The following is a 15,079-nucleotide window of genomic DNA, read 5'->3' on the forward strand; positions in this document are numbered from 1 at the left end:
GTTCAGGGAGACCCCATCGGTTGATTCCTGAGTTTTTCTCCTGTGTGGTGCCCAGCGTTCGATGGCCAAGTTCGACGCCCATCTGAAGTGCTCGTTCTGTGGGAAATCCCAGGATCAAGTGCGCAAGTTGATAGCCGGACCCGGCGTTTACATCTGCGACGAATGCATCGATCTCTGCAACGAGATCCTGGATGAGGAGCTGGTGGATGGCCAGGGCAACCCACGCCACAGCCATGAACCGAGCCGCAAGGCGACACCGGCTGCTCGCAAGAGCAGCAAACCGGCCCCGACCCTGGCCTCCATTCCCCGGCCCCAGGACATCAAAAGCTTCCTGGATCAGCAAGTGGTCGGCCAGGACTCCGCAAAGAAGGTGATGTCGGTGGCGGTCTACAACCACTACAAACGTCTGGCCTGGCAGGGAGATGGCAACGGTGAGACCGAAGAAACCGCCACCCGCCTGCACAAGAGCAACATCCTGCTGATTGGACCCACCGGCTGCGGCAAGACGCTGTTGGCACAGACCCTGGCGGAGATGCTGGATGTGCCCTTCGCCGTGGCCGATGCCACCACCCTCACCGAGGCGGGTTATGTGGGTGAGGACGTGGAAAACATTCTGCTGCGGTTGCTGCAGAAAGCCGACATGGATGTGGACCAGGCCCAGCGGGGCATCATCTACATCGATGAGATCGACAAAATCGCCCGCAAGAGCGAAAACCCTTCGATTACAAGGGATGTATCCGGCGAAGGTGTGCAGCAGGCACTGCTGAAAATGCTCGAGGGCACGGTTGCCAACGTGCCACCCCAGGGAGGCCGTAAGCACCCCTATCAGGACTGCATCCAGATCGACACCAGCCAGATCCTGTTCATCTGCGGTGGTGCCTTCGTCGGCCTGGAAGACGTGGTGCAGAAACGTATGGGGCGCAATGCAATCGGCTTCATGCCCAGCGACGGCCGTGGACGCAGCCGCGCCAACCGCGACCTTCAGGCCGCCCAGGTGCTACGGCACCTGGAGCCGGATGATTTGGTGCGCTATGGCCTGATCCCCGAATTCATCGGCCGGATGCCAGTGAGTGCCGTGCTGGAACCCCTGGACGAAAGCGCCCTGCAATCGATCCTCACCGAGCCTCGCGATGCCCTAGTGAAGCAGTTCCGCACCCTGCTGAGCATGGACAACGTGCAACTGCAGTTCGCCGATGACGCCATAGAAGCGATCGCCCAGGAGGCACACCGACGCAAGACCGGTGCCCGCGCCCTGCGCGGCATCGTTGAGGAACTGATGCTGGATCTGATGTACGACCTCCCCTCGCAGACATCGGTGAAGGAGTTCACCGTTACCCGAGCGATGGTGGAGGAACACACGGGCGGGAAGGTGCTCCCCCTGCCTGGCACGGACCAACAGAAGACCGCCTGAAGCCTTGGCTGCCGCTGAACACCTGGAGGTGCCGCGTCAGCACGGCCTGTTCAACCACCACGGCATCGACCTCGGCGACGGCAGCGTTGCCCATTATCTGGAAGGACGTGAAATCCTGCGCAGCCCCTTGGAAGAATTCAGCCAGGGGCAACCGCTACAGGTGATCAACTACGCCGAAGCTTCTCCAGTGGGTGTGACCCTGCGGCGGGCTATGGGACGCCTGGGTGAACAGGACTACAACCTGCTGTTCAACAACTGCGAGCACTTCGCCACCTGGTGCAAAACCGGACGTCATCGCAGCGGCCAAGTGGACTCCGTGCTGGAGCGAGCGCGCAACTGGAGCGGGTTGATGCCATCAGCCCTGATGAAGGGACTGGAACTCCTTGTGCAACGGGGCCTGCTCGATGACGATGCCCGCTCGATGGCCAAGCGTGGGGTGGAGAAGCTGGAACGCTTGCGCCTCTCGCTGCTGCGCAAATTGGAAGGCCTCCTGGAACAGGCCGGAAAAGGACCCGATCGCCGGCTGTTGCTAACGGGCCAGAGCCTGGCCGATGAACTGGCCGCCGTCGAAGACCTGAAACATCGGATTGATGCCCTGCTGGAACAGCCTCCCGCCCTTCCAAGCTCGGAATCCTCTGAGTAATCTCCTTTCAACGCTCGCGGCGCATGAGTTCGGCCTACAAGCCGCTGCATCACAAATACAGGCCCCAGCGCTTTGATCAGCTGGTGGGGCAGGAGGCGATTGTCGCCACCCTCGGCCACGCCCTCACCAGCAATCGGATTGCTCCGGCGTACCTGTTCAGTGGACCCCGTGGCACCGGCAAAACCTCCAGCGCCCGCATCCTGGCCCGCTCGCTCAATTGCCTGAACAGCGAGGGGCCGACACCGGAACCCTGCGGAACTTGCGAGCTTTGCACAACGATTGCTGCCGGCACAGCCCTGGATGTGATCGAGATCGACGCCGCTTCCAACACCGGCGTCGACAACATTCGCGAACTGATCGAACGCTCGCGCTTCGCACCGGTGCAGGCCCGCTGGAAGGTGTACGTGGTGGACGAGTGCCACATGCTCTCCACCGCAGCGTTCAACGCCCTTCTGAAAACCCTCGAAGAACCACCACCACAGGTGGTGTTCGTCCTAGCCACCACCGACCCGCAACGGGTGCTGCCGACAATCCTCAGCCGTTGCCAACGCTTTGATTTCCGGCGCATTCCGCTCGATGCCCTCAACACTCATCTGAGTTGGATCGCTGAACAGGAAGCGATCAACATCAAACCTGAAGCCATTCATGTGGTAGCCCAGCGATCCCAGGGAGGCCTGCGGGACGCTGAAAGCCTGCTGGATCAGCTGAGTCTGTTGCCACCACCGATCGAAGCCGCTGCGGTGTGGGATCTACTGGGGGCCGTGCCCGAACAAGAGCTGCTGGAGCTGGTGGGGGCGATGAGCAGCGCCGAACCGGTGCAACTGCTGGAGGCCACCCGTAACCTGCTGGACCTAGGTCGGGATCCCGGGGCCGTACTGCAGGGTCTAGCCGGGATGCTGCGGGATCTGGTGTTGATGGCCGCCGCTCCAGACCGAATGGAGCTCACCAGCGTTTCACCCCAGTTCCGCGATCAGCTGCCCGCCCTCGCGAAAGCCATCGGCAGGGCCCGCTTGCTGCAATGGCAGGCCCAGCTGCGCGGCACCGAGCAACAACTGCGCCAAAGCGTGCAGCCGCGCTTGTGGCTGGAAGTTCTGCTCTTGGGGTTGCTGGCGGAAGCGGTGGCGGCTCAACCCACAGAGGCAGCCCCAGTCTCAAGACAACCAACGAGAACGCAACCGGCAGCAGCAAGCCCACCGACAACGCAACTTGCCCCTCCTGCTCCCACTCCTTCCGCCACAGCCCCTGCAGCAGCCCCTGCAATCGAGGCGCCCACCCCCAGCCCGATACCTGCGCCATCACCGGAACTGCCGACAGTCTCCACCCCTGCCCCAGCAACCAGCACCAACCTGCCCGAGCTATGGCAACAGATCCTGGGCAGTCTCGAACTGCCCTCCACCCGGATGCTGCTGTCGCAGCAGGCCCAACTGGTGCGCCTGGATGCCAACCGCGCCGTCGTGCAGGTGGCAGGCAACTGGATGGGGATGGTGCAGAGCCGGGCATCCCTGCTGGAACAGGCCGTGGCCAAAGCGCTTGGAGGCTCCAGGCAGCTGGTGCTGGAGGCCAGCAACAGCGCCATGCCACCTCCGCTGGCAACAACCCAGGTCACAACGCCATTAATTACTCCACCGACCACACCCCCACCGATCGCACCGGCCATCGCAACAGCCCCGGTCGCAACAGCCTCAGCTGCAGTCCAGCCCCCAACTCCGGCGCCCTCAGCAACGCCAACGCCAGCTCCAGTGCCAGCGCCAGAACTCCCGCAGACCCAAGCCAAACAGTTGGAGGCCAACCCGGCACCTGCAACAGCAGAATCAAGGGTTCAACCCAGTCCTTCCTCAGGCCTGGATCGTCAAGCCCGCAACCTGGCGGACTTCTTTAACGGTCAGGTGCTCGACGTTGATGACGTCAACTAAGTGAACTTTGAGACGTAACCCCTCCCCGGTATGCCATCCAACAGGCAACGACCTCAGGCCTGAGCCGGATGCTCATTACCATGACTGGTTTTGGCCCAGACCAAACGTTTAGGGAGCATTGACATTCGCAGCGTCACCCAGGGAATCACCACAAACCAGTGACCTAGATAGGCAATCGCCACAAGGAGATTGGCCAGGCTCGCTGAAGGGATATCCGGCCCCTCGCTGCCACCGCGACAGCCGCGCCAATAGGCCAGACCCGAAACGCTGAAGGCCACCACAGACAAGGGCCAGTAGACCGGCACGCTTCGGGTGATCAGAGCCGTGCTCAGATCAGCGAAGGACACAACCGGCAGGGCGTACTGGAGCAGAAAAAAGACCGTCAGATCCCAACGTTGGCGAAGACTGAGCTGGGCCGACGTCAGCACCGACCAGTAATCAAAGAAGCGCTGCAATCCGCCTTCCGCCCAGCGCTGCCGTTGTTTCCACAGGGCCTGGAAACCAGGAACCGCCTCTTCTTGAACCGGAGGGTCCCACAACAATCCCACCAAGGCCCCATTGGTCAGCAGGCGGAAGCTGAGATCTAGGTCATCGGTGACGGTGTCTTCGTTGAAACCGCCACTGGACTCGAGCACCGAGCGATTGATCAGCTGTCCGTTCCCCCGCAGCTCCGCCACCCCTCCATTGGCCAGTCGGCCCGACTGGATCACCGCATCCAGAGCCATCTCCATCGCTTGGGATCGGGTCAACCAATTGCGATCGGCATCCATCACAGCCTTGCGCAGCTGCACCGCCGACCAGCCACCCTCCAGGGCGTAGGGAACAAGACGCTCGAGCAAGTCGTCCTGCAACTGGGCATCTGCATCAAGCACTAACAGCCACTCACCCTTAAGTCGATCCAAGGCGGTGTTGAGCGCACCCGACTTGCCACCACCAGCATTGCGCTGGCGATGGATGACATTCAGTTCAGGGTGCTGGGTGGCCAGATCGTCCAGCAACTCAGAGGTCCGATCAAGACTGCCGTCGTCGATCACCCAGGTAGTGAGCTGTCCGGATGGATAACGCAGCGAAGTGAGACGTTCCACCAGACGCGGCACCACCGCCTCTTCGTCGCGGGCGGCCACCACCACATCAAGGCTGGGAAGCTTCGCCGGATCCATCGCCGGCACGGAATCCGCTGACCCACGCACCAGCTGCCCGCGCATGACGGAACGCAGCCCATATCCCCCCAGCATCAAGGCAAGGCTGATGGCTGGCCAGAGCGAACGGGCTGAGTCCAGCCAGTGGGGAGCAGCGCCAGCACATCCGCAGGCGAACAGGAAAGCTGCCGACTTCACCCGACGGTGATCACCCGATGTGGCGTTCGAGCTCATCCAGCTGCCCAGGTGGGGAGGACTTTAAGGGGAGTGCATTGGTGTTGAGTGTGGGCCGTAGACAGTCCCTGGGTAGTAATGGCTCAGGATCCGCTCCACGGGCCAGCCACGCAAGGCCAGATCGATAGCCCCAGCCTGTGACAAACCAGCTCCATGGCCGAAGCCACCACCCTGCACCAGCCAGCTTTCAATCCCCTGAGGCTCCAACACGAACAGAGTGCTTGGAAGTGTGCGTAAGGTGCGCCGGATTGCATCCAATTTGAGAGTAACCGGAGCGGCGGCGCCGTTCCCTGAAATCTGCAGAGCCAGTACCCGGCCGCTAGCGCCCCGCTCAAGCACCTTCAACCGCAAAGGAGAAATCAGCGGGTCTGCGGCTGCTCCAAGTGCTTGGCGCAAGGCCGGAGCGGAGAGTGTTCGCGTCCAGCGGAAGCGGGGGTGCCGCTGGCCATAGGCCCCGTCGCGATCCGCCAGCAACGCTTGCACCGCCTGGCGCTTCTGCAGGGGCAAGGAATGACGGCTGCTCCAGCCCTCGTCCCCATCCGGTTCCGGACGCAAATAAATGGTCGGCTGCATGGCCCAGGCTTCTGGCCCGGCGGCCATCACCCCGCCATTGGTGGCGTGATAGACCGCGCTGATTGGCTGGTTGTTCAGGCTGAGCAATTTGCCCTGCGTGGCTGCAATCGCCTCGCGCACAGCAGCTCCCGCATGGCGGGGATCGCTATAGACCTGACACTGCGTGTCGCTGCAAAGGTGATAGCCATCGATGCTGAAGCGATGGCTATTGGCCAAAGCCCAAGTGCGTGCCAGAACGGTCTGAGCCTGCAACGCCGCCATCGGCGAACCGGGACCGATCTCATGGGGCACCACCCCCTCGAGGTAGCGCTCCACCGGCATCTGCTCCACAAGGGTCCAACTGCCATAAGCATCGCGTTGCAAGCGGAAGGGCCCCTCAAAGCGTCCACCCGCCCAGAGCAGCCCATCCGAGGCCTCAATCAAGACAGACCCTTGCAGGGGGCGTCCACCCTCCGGCGTCTGCAACACCGGTTCGACGGTGTTAGTGAGGGTGCCTTGCCAATCACGCACGGCCAAACCCTCCGGCAAAGGCGAACCCTCCGGCGCCCAAACCTCCCATTCCTTGGGATGGGCCACCTCGGCCGCAACCCCAAGAGCACCCCAACGGGAGGCGACACGATCGGCCGATTCAAAGCTGGCGTAGGGACCTGCGATCCGGCGAGCCAACTTCAGCGGACGGGCCAAAGGAACTCTTTGCCAGGTGATCACGAAACCCGAACCACTGCCTAACTCCCCAGTGGCGTCGCGAAGGCTGAGTGATCCAGCAAAGGCACGGAGATTTAAGGGAGCGGCGGTTTCCGTGGCACCGAGGTGATCCTCCAAAGCCACCCAGAGCTCAGGCTCAAGACCATCAACCGGCGGTGGTTCATCGACGGAACGGTGAGTCACCCGTTGAACCGGTTCCACCACAGCGGGCTTAGTCGAAGCATTTTGCAGAGCATCAACCGGCTCGCGGGCGCGGCAGCCCAGACCCATGCAAAGCAGCAATGTGAGCGTCAGGAGCCGAATCATTCAGCAGGGGGCACGTCGGGACGTATTGTTGACGTTTGTGTCCGAACGAGCAGACCAATGCCCAAGCTGAAGACCCGCAAAGCTGCCGCAAAGCGGTTCAAGGCAACCGGCACTGGCAAATTTCTGCGTCGTCGCGCTTTCCGGAACCACCTGCTGGACCACAAAACCCCCAAGCAGAAGCGTCATCTGGCCACCAAGGCCGTGGTGGACCGCACCGATGAGGAGCGCGTGACCCTGATGATGCCCTACGCCTGAGCACAGCTGCTCAGACGAGACCGTTCAACAAGACCTGATCCAACCCTTCCAACCTCATGGCCCGCGTCAAGAGAGGCAACGTCGCCCGTAAACGCCGCAACAAGATCCTGCGGCTGGCCCGTGGCTTCCGTGGTGGCAACGGAACCCTGTTCCGTACAGCAAACCAGCGGGTGATGAAAGCCCTCTGCAATGCGTACCGCGATCGTCGTCGTCGCAAGCGGGATTTCCGTCGCCTTTGGATTGCACGCATCAACGCTGCTGCCCGCCTGAATGGTGTGAGCTACAGCCGTCTGATGGGCGGCCTCAAAAAGGCAGATGTGCGGCTGAATCGCAAGATGCTGGCTCAACTGGCGGTCGTTGACCCCGGCAGCTTCACCAATGTCGTGACTGCAGCCAAGAGCTGAATTTTCAAACCGTGAACCTGCTGCCCCAGACCTACCTGCTGGGCCTGGTCGGCCTGCTTGCCATCGTTGCGGTGGTGGTGGGCCGTCAATTTTTTCGTGTGCGCCGTGACGAAGCACGGCTGATTGAACTCGAGAAATCCGACACAGCCTCTTCGCGACAGGCGTCTGACCTCTATGAGCTTGGATCAGTTCAACTGCGTAAGCGGCTGTATCCGCAGGCAGCTGCCACCTTGAAGCAGGCACTGAAACGCCTGAGTAGTGAGCCTGATGATGCCCGTGCGCTGATTGAAAATGCGCTCGGCTTTGCTCTGGCCGCACAAAAGGATTACTCCAGTGCCACCAAGCATTACAAGCTGGCTCTGAAGGCGAAAGCGGACTATCCCGTCGCCCTGAACAACCTGGCTTTTGCCCAGGAAAAGCTACTTAAGGATGCTGAAGCGATCTCCCTCTACGAGCAGACACTTCAGCTGGAACCCGACAACGCCACCGCAAAGAAAGGGTTGAAGAAACTCAAACGTCGGAACAACTGAGTTCCTTAAAACCAGTTGGTGCCATAAAAGATGTGGTCACCAGAGCGGCTGAACAGGAGGCTCCTCCTGACAGCCGCTGGTCATGGCCAAACGTCCGCCCACTCCACTGCTGGGGTTGGCCACGTTGATGAGACGAGGCGCCTGCCAGCTGGTGGGACTGAACATTTGCAGGCCGAGGAAGACACCGCCAGGCTCAAGGCCCGCAATCAGAGGATCCGCCAATGGGATGAGATCAAGCTGATCCGACTTGGCATGGAGATTGCCTTGAACCGGTGTGGTGACGGAGCCAAGGGTCATCGTTCCCCGGAGATCCACCATCTGGCCCATGGCTGTCATTTGAGTGATGTCCAACGTGACATCAACGGTGGGATTGCCATCAAAGGGGTCAAACGTGCCGCACCATTGACGAGGCAGAGATGCAGCCAGTTCAAGAGCGCGTGCGACCGGGTCGAAACTCTCCACTTCGATTTCATCGAGTTCCAGAGGAACCGCCAGCTGAATCGGATCCAGGGGCAACTGGGGATTGGTCCGAAACGGCACCTGGCTGCCAGCCGGAAGATCCATGGCAAGCAGGAACGGCATGGAAGACGATGGATGATGAAGGAACGGTAGGCCCTTTTGCTCAGACGCGTCATGGATTCGCCCTTCCCCTTCCCCTACTCCGACCCCCTGATCATTGATGGGCGTCAGTTCAACAGCCGCCTGTTCACGGGAACAGGCAAATATCCATCAATGGAATCGATGCAGCAGAGCATCGAGCGATCCGGCTGCGACATGGTCACCGTGGCTGTGCGCCGGGTGCAGACCGTTGCAGCAGGCCATGAGGGCCTTATGGAAGCGATTGATTGGCAGCGGATCTGGATGCTGCCCAACACGGCGGGCTGCACCGATGCCGAAGAAGCGGTGCGCGTCGCCAGGCTTGGACGGGAACTCGCCAAGCTGGCGGGGCAGGAGGACAACACCTTCGTGAAGCTGGAGGTGATTCCGGACTCCCGACATCTTCTGCCCGATCCGATAGGCACCTTGAACGCTGCAGAACAATTGGTGAGGGAAGGGTTCACGGTTCTGCCCTACATCAATGCAGATCCCCTACTGGCCAAACGGCTGGAAGAAGTCGGGTGCGCCACGGTGATGCCTTTGGGCTCTCCAATCGGCTCAGGCCAGGGACTCAACAATGCCGCCAACATCGGTTTGATTATCGAAAACGCTGAGGTGCCAGTGGTGGTGGATGCCGGCATTGGTGTTCCGAGCGAGGCGGCACAGGCCCTCGAAATGGGCGCCGATGCCGTCCTGGTCAACAGCGCTATCGCCCTGGCCGGCGACCCCGCAGCCATGGCCGAGGCCATGGGCCAGGCGGTGATGGCTGGGCGGACCGCCCACCTCTCCGGGCGCTTGCCTCGGAGGGATCAGGCCTCTGCCAGCTCACCGACCACAGGTCTGGTGCAGTCACCCCCGATGAAGTGAAGAGAAATGAAGTGTGGTCAAGCCTGCTTCACAAAGGCAGGCAATAAGCATTTGGACTCATAAGGTCCGACCAGTCGCATTGGACCCATGTCCGTCACCACCGAAGACGGCGGTCGTCTCAACGCCTTCGCCAAAGAGCCACGTATGGAGGTAATGGACGTCGCCTCCAGCCAAAGCCGCAACCGCAGCTCAATGATGATGCTGGTCACCGGTGGATTGCTGGTGGCTTCCATGGTGGCGGTGACCATCGCCATCAGCTGAAACAGTTCACACTGAAAATCCCTGTAGTAGCTTGCCAAGAGTGAGCATCACGCTCGTTCCAGCAGGAGTTTGGGGTGAAAGTTCTCGTTCTCGGCGGTGACGGCTTCTGCGGCTGGCCCTGTGCGGTGAACCTTGCGGATCAGGGCCACGATGTTCTGATCGTGGATGACCTCAGCCGTCGCAAGATCGATATCGACCTTGAAGTTGAGTCGCTGACTCCGATCGTGAGCATCGGCGAGCGCCTCAAAGCCTGGGAGGAGACCGGCGGCAAGCCGATGCGGTTTGTCCACATGGACATCGCCCATGAGTACCAAAGGTTGCTGGATCTGCTGCTGGAGGAACGCCCGGATTCGGTGGTCCACTTCGCGGAACAGCGGGCCGCGCCCTATTCGATGAAGAGCAGCGCCACCAAGCGCTACACCGTCGACAACAACGTCAACGGCACCCACAACCTGCTAGCCGCGATCGTTGAAAGCAGTCAGGACATCCACGTGGTGCATCTCGGCACCATGGGCGTCTACGGCTATGGCTCCCACCGCGGCGCCACCATCCCAGAGGGCTACCTGAAGGTGGAAGTGCCCCAGCCCGACGGCAGCCGCTTTGAGGAGGAAATCCTCCACCCGGCAAGCCCCGGCAGCGTCTATCACATGACCAAGACGCTCGATCAGCTGCTCTTCCTTTACTACAACAAGAACGACAAGGTCCGCATCACCGACCTGCACCAGGGCATCGTCTGGGGAACCAACACCGATGCCACCGACCGTGACCCGCGGCTCACCAATCGATTCGATTACGACGGCGATTACGGCACAGTGCTGAACCGCTTCCTGATGCAAGCCGCCATCGGCTATCCGCTCACCGTTCACGGCACCGGAGGCCAGACGCGCGCCTTCATCCACATCCGCGATTCCGTGCGCTGCGTTCAGCTAGCGCTGGAGAACCCTCCTGAACAAGGAGAGCGGGTGAAGATCTTCAACCAAATGACCGAAAGCCATCAGGTGGGCGAACTGGCCAAGAAGGTGGCCGCCATTACCGGTGCTCAGGTCAACAACCTGCCCAACCCCCGTAACGAGGCCGTTGAGAACGATTTGATCGTGGACAATCGCTGCTTCATCGAACTGGGCCTCAACCCCACGACCCTTGATGACGGCCTGCTGAAGGAGGTGGTGGAGATTGCCACCCGCTATGCCGACCGTTGCGACCGCAACCGCATCCTCTGCACCTCCGCCTGGACCAAAACCCAGGCCCAGGCCATCGGCACCGCCTCCTGATCGAGCTTCATCCTTGAAAGTCGCCTTCTTCACCGAAACCTTCCTGCCGAAGGTCGATGGCATCGTCACCCGTCTGACCAAGACGGTGACGCATCTGGTGGACGCCGGCGATGAGGTGGTGGTCTTCTGTCCGGAAGGCTGTCCGGATGAGTACATGGGTGCACGCCTAATTGGCGTGCCGGCAATGCCGCTGCCGCTCTATCCGGAGCTCAAACTGGCCTTGCCACGCCCAGCGGTGTCGGAGGCGATCGATTCGTTTCAGCCCGATCTGATCCACGTTGTAAACCCGGCGGTGCTGGGTCTCGGCGGCATCTGGCTCGCGAAGAACAAGGGCATTCCTCTGATCGCCAGTTATCACACCCATCTGCCCAAATACCTCGAGCATTACGGCTTGGGCATGCTGGAGCCGCTCCTGTGGGAAATGCTCAAAGCCGCCCACAACCAGGCCCTGCTGAATCTGTGCACCTCCACCGCCATGGTGAAGGAGCTCAGCGACAAGGGCATTCAGCACACCGATCTGTGGCAGAGAGGCGTCGACACTGAATTGTTCCGTCCCGAACTGCGCAGCCCGGAACTACGCCAGCGACTTCTCGGGGGGCATGACGACCGCGGTGCCCTGCTGCTCTACGTCGGTCGCCTTTCCGCAGAGAAGCAGATCGAACGGATCCGCCCCGTTCTGGAGGCCCTCCCCGATGCACGGCTGGCCCTGGTGGGGGATGGTCCCCACCGCCAACAACTGGAGAAGCACTTCGAAGGAACTGCCACCACCTTCGTCGGTTATCTCGCCGGGGAAGACCTGGCAGGAGCCTATGCCAGCGGCGATGCCTTCCTCTTCCCCTCCAGCACAGAAACGCTGGGGCTGGTGCTCCTGGAAGCCATGGCGGCCGGTTGTCCCGTGGTCGGCGCCAACCGTGGTGGCATTCCCGACATCATCAGCGACGGCGTTAACGGCTGTCTTTATGAACCCGACGGCGCGGATGGCGGCGCTGCAAGCCTGATCGAAGCCACCCGCCGTCTGCTGGGGAACGACCTGGAACGACAGGGTCTGCGCACTGCAGCCCGTACCGAAGCCGAGCGCTGGGGCTGGGCAGGTGCCACCGAACAACTGCGGGCTTACTACCGCACGGTGCTGTCAACGCCTCAACTCACGGCCGCCTAGCGCTGCCGGGTCCTCTTCCACTCCGCCAGCACCTTCTTGGCCATAGGCAGAGCATGCACCGATCCACCTCCAGGGGTGTTTTGGGCAAAGGCCACCACCACAATCTTGCCGTCCGGATAGGGGGCATAACAACCGAACCAGGCGTGATCCGGACCTCCCGTGCTGTCCTCTGCCGTTCCCGTTTTGCCAGCGGCCGGAGGAATGCCAGGCCCATTCAGGCCAGCACCGGTTCCGGCCTCCACCACTTTGCGCAGGCCCTCCCGGATCGTCTGCAACGTTGATAGCTTCATCGCCACCTTAGTGCGGTGCTCGGGGCTCATCCAGTCGATGTCACCGGCGGCGAGATGCGGCGTCACCAACCAGCCGCCATTGGCGAACACCGCATAGGCGCGGGCCAGCTGCAGGGGGGTGATCTGCACCACGGACTGACCGATGGAGGCACTGGCCATGTCCTCTGGGATCCAGGGGCTGGTACCAGGTTCGGTCCAGCCGCGACCACGGGCGGCCCAATCTTCATCCCCCACCAGCCCAATGCTCTCTTGCCAGCCGATCTCAATGCCGGTTTTCTGCTGAAAGCCCAGCTGATCAGCGGCCTGTTTCAACGCTTTGGAGCCGACTCCCACCCCCACTTGGTAGAAAAAGGTATTGCTGGAAAAGCGCAGGGCATCGGCATAGCCGATGTGACCGAAACCAGCTCCGTTGTGATCCGGGAAGCAGTGGCCGCCATAGGTGATGCAGGCCTTGGTGTGCAGCTTGGTGTTGGGCGGGAATTTGCCGGACTCCATGCCGGCCATCGCCGTCACCGGCTTCCAGGTGCTGCCGGGGTCATAGGGATTCATGGCCCGGGACAGCAACGGTTTCTTCGGATTGGAGAAGAGGGCGTCGTACTCCTTCTGGGTGGTTATCAGCTTGGAGAAAAAGTTCGGATCAAAGCTGGGACGGCTGGCCAAAGCCAACACGGCACCCGTGGCCGCCTCCAACGCCACCACAGAGCCACCGGGCTTGTCGGCCAGTACCTGCTCCGCCACCCGCTGCAGATCCAGATCGAGCGTGAGCACCAGATCTTTTCCTGCTTGGGAAGGTCGATCGCCCAGGTTGCGCTGCACTTCGCCCATGGCATTCACCTCGAGCATCTGGCCACCCCATTTGCCGCGCAGATAGCTCTCATAGGCGGCTTCCACACCCGTGCGACCAATCCGGTCGCGGATCTTGTAGCCCTTCTCCGCCAGAATTTCGAATTCGTTTTCCGTGATGGGCTGGGTGTAACCGAGGGCGTGGGCCGCCAGGGTTCCGTTGGGATAGGAGCGGAGGATGTCGACATCCACCTGGGCTCCCCGCAACCCGAGAGCCTGTTCACGAAAGCGCAGCACCTGTTCAGGCTTGAGATCCAGGGCCAACGTGGTGCGGTAACCATCCCGATCCAGGCCCTTCTGCTGGCGCTGATCGAGCAGATCAGGCTTCAAATTGAGGTGTCGTGCCAGGCGATCCCGCAGATCAGGCCAGTCGTCATCGCTGACCAGACGCGGCTCGAGATAAAGGGAGTAGGTGAGTTTGCTGGTGGCCAGCACCCGGCCTTTGCGATCGAGCAACCGACCGCGGATCGGCGAGCGGGGCACCAGACGGATGCGGTTTTCGTCCGCTAATTCGCGAAAGCGCGACCCCTCCACAAGCTGCATCCAAACCAGGCGGCTGACCATGGCACTGCAAAACATCAGCACCAACACCAGCAGCACAAGAGGTTGCTGACGCAGACCCGTCTGACGCTGCTGTGCGGAACGGGTCATTCCTGCTGCTGCGCTGGCAAGCGACGGCGCAATTCCTCAAGGCGCTCTTCAATCCGCCGCAGAGTTGGCAGCAAGTCGTCAGGCCCGTCCTGTTCAACCGTTGCTGGTTCGTCAACAGAGACCGAAACCGGCATCACCGGATTACCCAGTCCGGGGCTCACGGTATCCAGCTGTTCTCGCACATCGCGCGCCACGGGCTCGCCCTCCTGACGCAAATCTGCGATGGGGTCCTCCGACCCCGCCGTAAACACCTCCACCACTTTGCCGGGACCACCCTGCCGGGCCCTCTCAAGTACGGCCAGCCCAACAGGAAGCACGTCCTGCATCAGCGACAGACGCAACTGGTCGAGCGGGTTGTCGGAGTTGGAATCAGCGGCCATGGGGCCAGATCAACGAACCCCAGTCTGTCCCGAAGGAAGCGCCAATGTTGGACAAGCTGAACGGTCCGCCGCCAGGGACCAGCCCATCACCCCACTGAGCACTATCAACATCGCCATAGGCACCAAGGCTTTCTGTGTGGTGTCCAGCAAAATCCACTCACGCCAGGCACTCCAGAAGCGGCTGCGCTCAAAACGCCGATTCTCACGGGTTTCATCGCGCTGACGCCGCCGGATCGCCTTGTCAACCCAACGTTCGAAGGCCCGCTTCTTGGTGATCGTCATCTTGCGTTCCACCTCGAGCATTTGCCCAGATCCCAGCTCGGGATGAAAGGTGCTGATCAGCTCAAGGCTCTTGAGGAACATCTCCACAGCGCCATCGTGGACTGCGGTGGCGTGATCATCCAACTGACCCCAGTCAAGTTCGGGGTAAAACCGGCTGCGATTGGCGGTGATCTGATCCTCCGTCAGCTGGCCGGGCTCCCGGAGCCAGCGATCGGTGTTGCTGTCGAACCGCCGCCAATAGAGGAAGGGGTTCAGATAGATCGTGCGACCACCCAGCTGGATGCTGTCCTGCTGCAACCGACGCTGCAGCTGAACGTCCTGCTGTTGTGTCGCCGTCATATCCCAAAGGCCGGTGGCCCAAGGTA

The 15,079-nt window shown here is 61.4% G+C and carries 16 protein-coding genes; 10 read left to right on the top strand and 6 right to left on the bottom strand.

Translation table 11 applies throughout. The annotated features are described in order from the left end of the window. The first annotated feature begins 61 nt into the window (after positions 1 to 61). From clpX to FZX09_RS04365, 3 genes are read left to right on the top strand one after another with little or no spacing between them, the layout of a single operon-like run. Entirely contained in the window at positions 62 to 1,411 is a 1,350-nt protein-coding gene (gene clpX / locus FZX09_RS04355; RefSeq protein ID WP_226400468.1) for an ATP-dependent protease ATP-binding subunit ClpX, read from the top strand. Between the two features lie 4 nt (positions 1,412 to 1,415). Next, positions 1,416 to 2,054 (top strand): lecithin retinol acyltransferase family protein, encoded by a 639-nt coding sequence (locus tag FZX09_RS04360; protein WP_226400470.1) that lies wholly within the window; start codon positions 1,416 to 1,418, stop codon positions 2,052 to 2,054. 23 nt (positions 2,055 to 2,077) lie between these two features. Beyond that, on the top strand, positions 2,078 to 3,967 hold the full coding sequence (locus tag FZX09_RS04365; RefSeq protein WP_226400472.1) for a DNA polymerase III subunit gamma/tau: 1,890 nt from the start codon (positions 2,078 to 2,080) through the stop codon (positions 3,965 to 3,967). Positions 3,968 to 4,020: 53 nt separating this feature from the next. Here FZX09_RS04365 and FZX09_RS04370 read toward each other — a convergent pair whose 3' ends face one another. After that, positions 4,021 to 5,340, bottom strand: coding sequence for a glycosyltransferase family 2 protein (locus tag FZX09_RS04370; protein ID WP_226400474.1), 1,320 nt, complete (start codon positions 5,338 to 5,340; stop codon positions 4,021 to 4,023). 24 nt (positions 5,341 to 5,364) lie between these two features. Then, positions 5,365 to 6,924: a SpoIID/LytB domain-containing protein gene (locus FZX09_RS04375; RefSeq protein WP_226400476.1), complete on the bottom strand. Its 1,560-nt coding sequence runs from the start codon at positions 6,922 to 6,924 to the stop codon at positions 5,365 to 5,367. A 57-nt stretch (positions 6,925 to 6,981) separates the two neighbouring features. Here FZX09_RS04375 and rpmI point away from each other — a divergent pair, with 57 nt between their 5' ends. From rpmI to FZX09_RS04390, 3 genes are read left to right on the top strand one after another with little or no spacing between them, the layout of a single operon-like run. Then, on the top strand, positions 6,982 to 7,179 hold the full coding sequence (rpmI, locus tag FZX09_RS04380) for a 50S ribosomal protein L35 (RefSeq protein ID WP_006852081.1): 198 nt from the start codon (positions 6,982 to 6,984) through the stop codon (positions 7,177 to 7,179). Positions 7,180 to 7,235: 56 nt separating this feature from the next. Then, positions 7,236 to 7,583 carry a 50S ribosomal protein L20 gene (rplT, locus tag FZX09_RS04385; protein WP_226400478.1) on the top strand — a complete coding sequence of 116 codons (348 nt, stop codon included), beginning with the start codon at positions 7,236 to 7,238 and terminating at the stop codon, positions 7,581 to 7,583. Positions 7,584 to 7,594: 11 nt separating this feature from the next. Continuing rightward, entirely contained in the window at positions 7,595 to 8,113 is a 519-nt protein-coding gene (locus FZX09_RS04390; protein ID WP_226400480.1) for a hypothetical protein, read from the top strand. 36 nt (positions 8,114 to 8,149) lie between these two features. Here the strand turns inward: FZX09_RS04390 and FZX09_RS04395 are convergent, their stop codons facing one another. Beyond that, complete coding sequence (locus FZX09_RS04395; RefSeq protein WP_226400482.1) at positions 8,150 to 8,695, bottom strand: hypothetical protein; 546 nt, start codon at positions 8,693 to 8,695, stop codon at positions 8,150 to 8,152. Positions 8,696 to 8,746: 51 nt separating this feature from the next. On the opposite strand from FZX09_RS04395, the gene FZX09_RS04400 reads away from it, so the two are divergent. From FZX09_RS04400 to FZX09_RS04415, 4 genes are all read left to right on the top strand, one after another. Continuing rightward, complete coding sequence (locus FZX09_RS04400; RefSeq protein ID WP_226400484.1) at positions 8,747 to 9,577, top strand: thiazole synthase; 831 nt, start codon at positions 8,747 to 8,749, stop codon at positions 9,575 to 9,577. Positions 9,578 to 9,664: 87 nt separating this feature from the next. Next, complete coding sequence (gene psb34 / locus FZX09_RS04405; protein ID WP_226400486.1) at positions 9,665 to 9,838, top strand: photosystem II assembly protein Psb34; 174 nt, start codon at positions 9,665 to 9,667, stop codon at positions 9,836 to 9,838. Between the two features lie 74 nt (positions 9,839 to 9,912). After that, a complete protein-coding gene (locus FZX09_RS04410) occupies positions 9,913 to 11,109 on the top strand; it encodes an NAD-dependent epimerase/dehydratase family protein (RefSeq protein ID WP_226400488.1) in 1,197 nt (398 codons plus the stop codon). Between the two features lie 13 nt (positions 11,110 to 11,122). Further along, a complete protein-coding gene (locus tag FZX09_RS04415; RefSeq protein WP_226400490.1) occupies positions 11,123 to 12,268 on the top strand; it encodes a glycosyltransferase family 1 protein in 1,146 nt (381 codons plus the stop codon). Here FZX09_RS04415 and mrdA read toward each other — a convergent pair. Genes mrdA through FZX09_RS04430 form a run of 3 tightly spaced genes read right to left on the bottom strand, consistent with a single transcriptional unit; the run spans position 12,265 to position 15,053 of the window. Beyond that, the gene (gene mrdA / locus FZX09_RS04420; RefSeq protein WP_226400492.1) at positions 12,265 to 14,052 is read right to left on the bottom strand and encodes a penicillin-binding protein 2; all 1,788 of its coding nucleotides are present in this window, start codon (positions 14,050 to 14,052) and stop codon (positions 12,265 to 12,267) included. The two genes, FZX09_RS04415 and mrdA, sit on opposite strands and share 4 nt — an antisense overlap. Then, a complete protein-coding gene (locus tag FZX09_RS04425; RefSeq protein WP_226400494.1) occupies positions 14,049 to 14,432 on the bottom strand; it encodes a hypothetical protein in 384 nt (127 codons plus the stop codon). The genes mrdA and FZX09_RS04425 overlap by 4 nt, the downstream gene beginning before the upstream one ends. 9 nt (positions 14,433 to 14,441) lie before the next feature. Next, entirely contained in the window at positions 14,442 to 15,053 is a 612-nt protein-coding gene (locus FZX09_RS04430; RefSeq protein WP_226400496.1) for a hypothetical protein, read from the bottom strand. Between the last annotated feature and the right edge of the window lie 26 nt (positions 15,054 to 15,079).

The sequence above is a fragment of the Synechococcus sp. MU1643 genome (assembly GCF_020514095.1).
In the GTDB taxonomy this organism is placed as follows: domain Bacteria; phylum Cyanobacteriota; class Cyanobacteriia; order PCC-6307; family Cyanobiaceae; genus Parasynechococcus.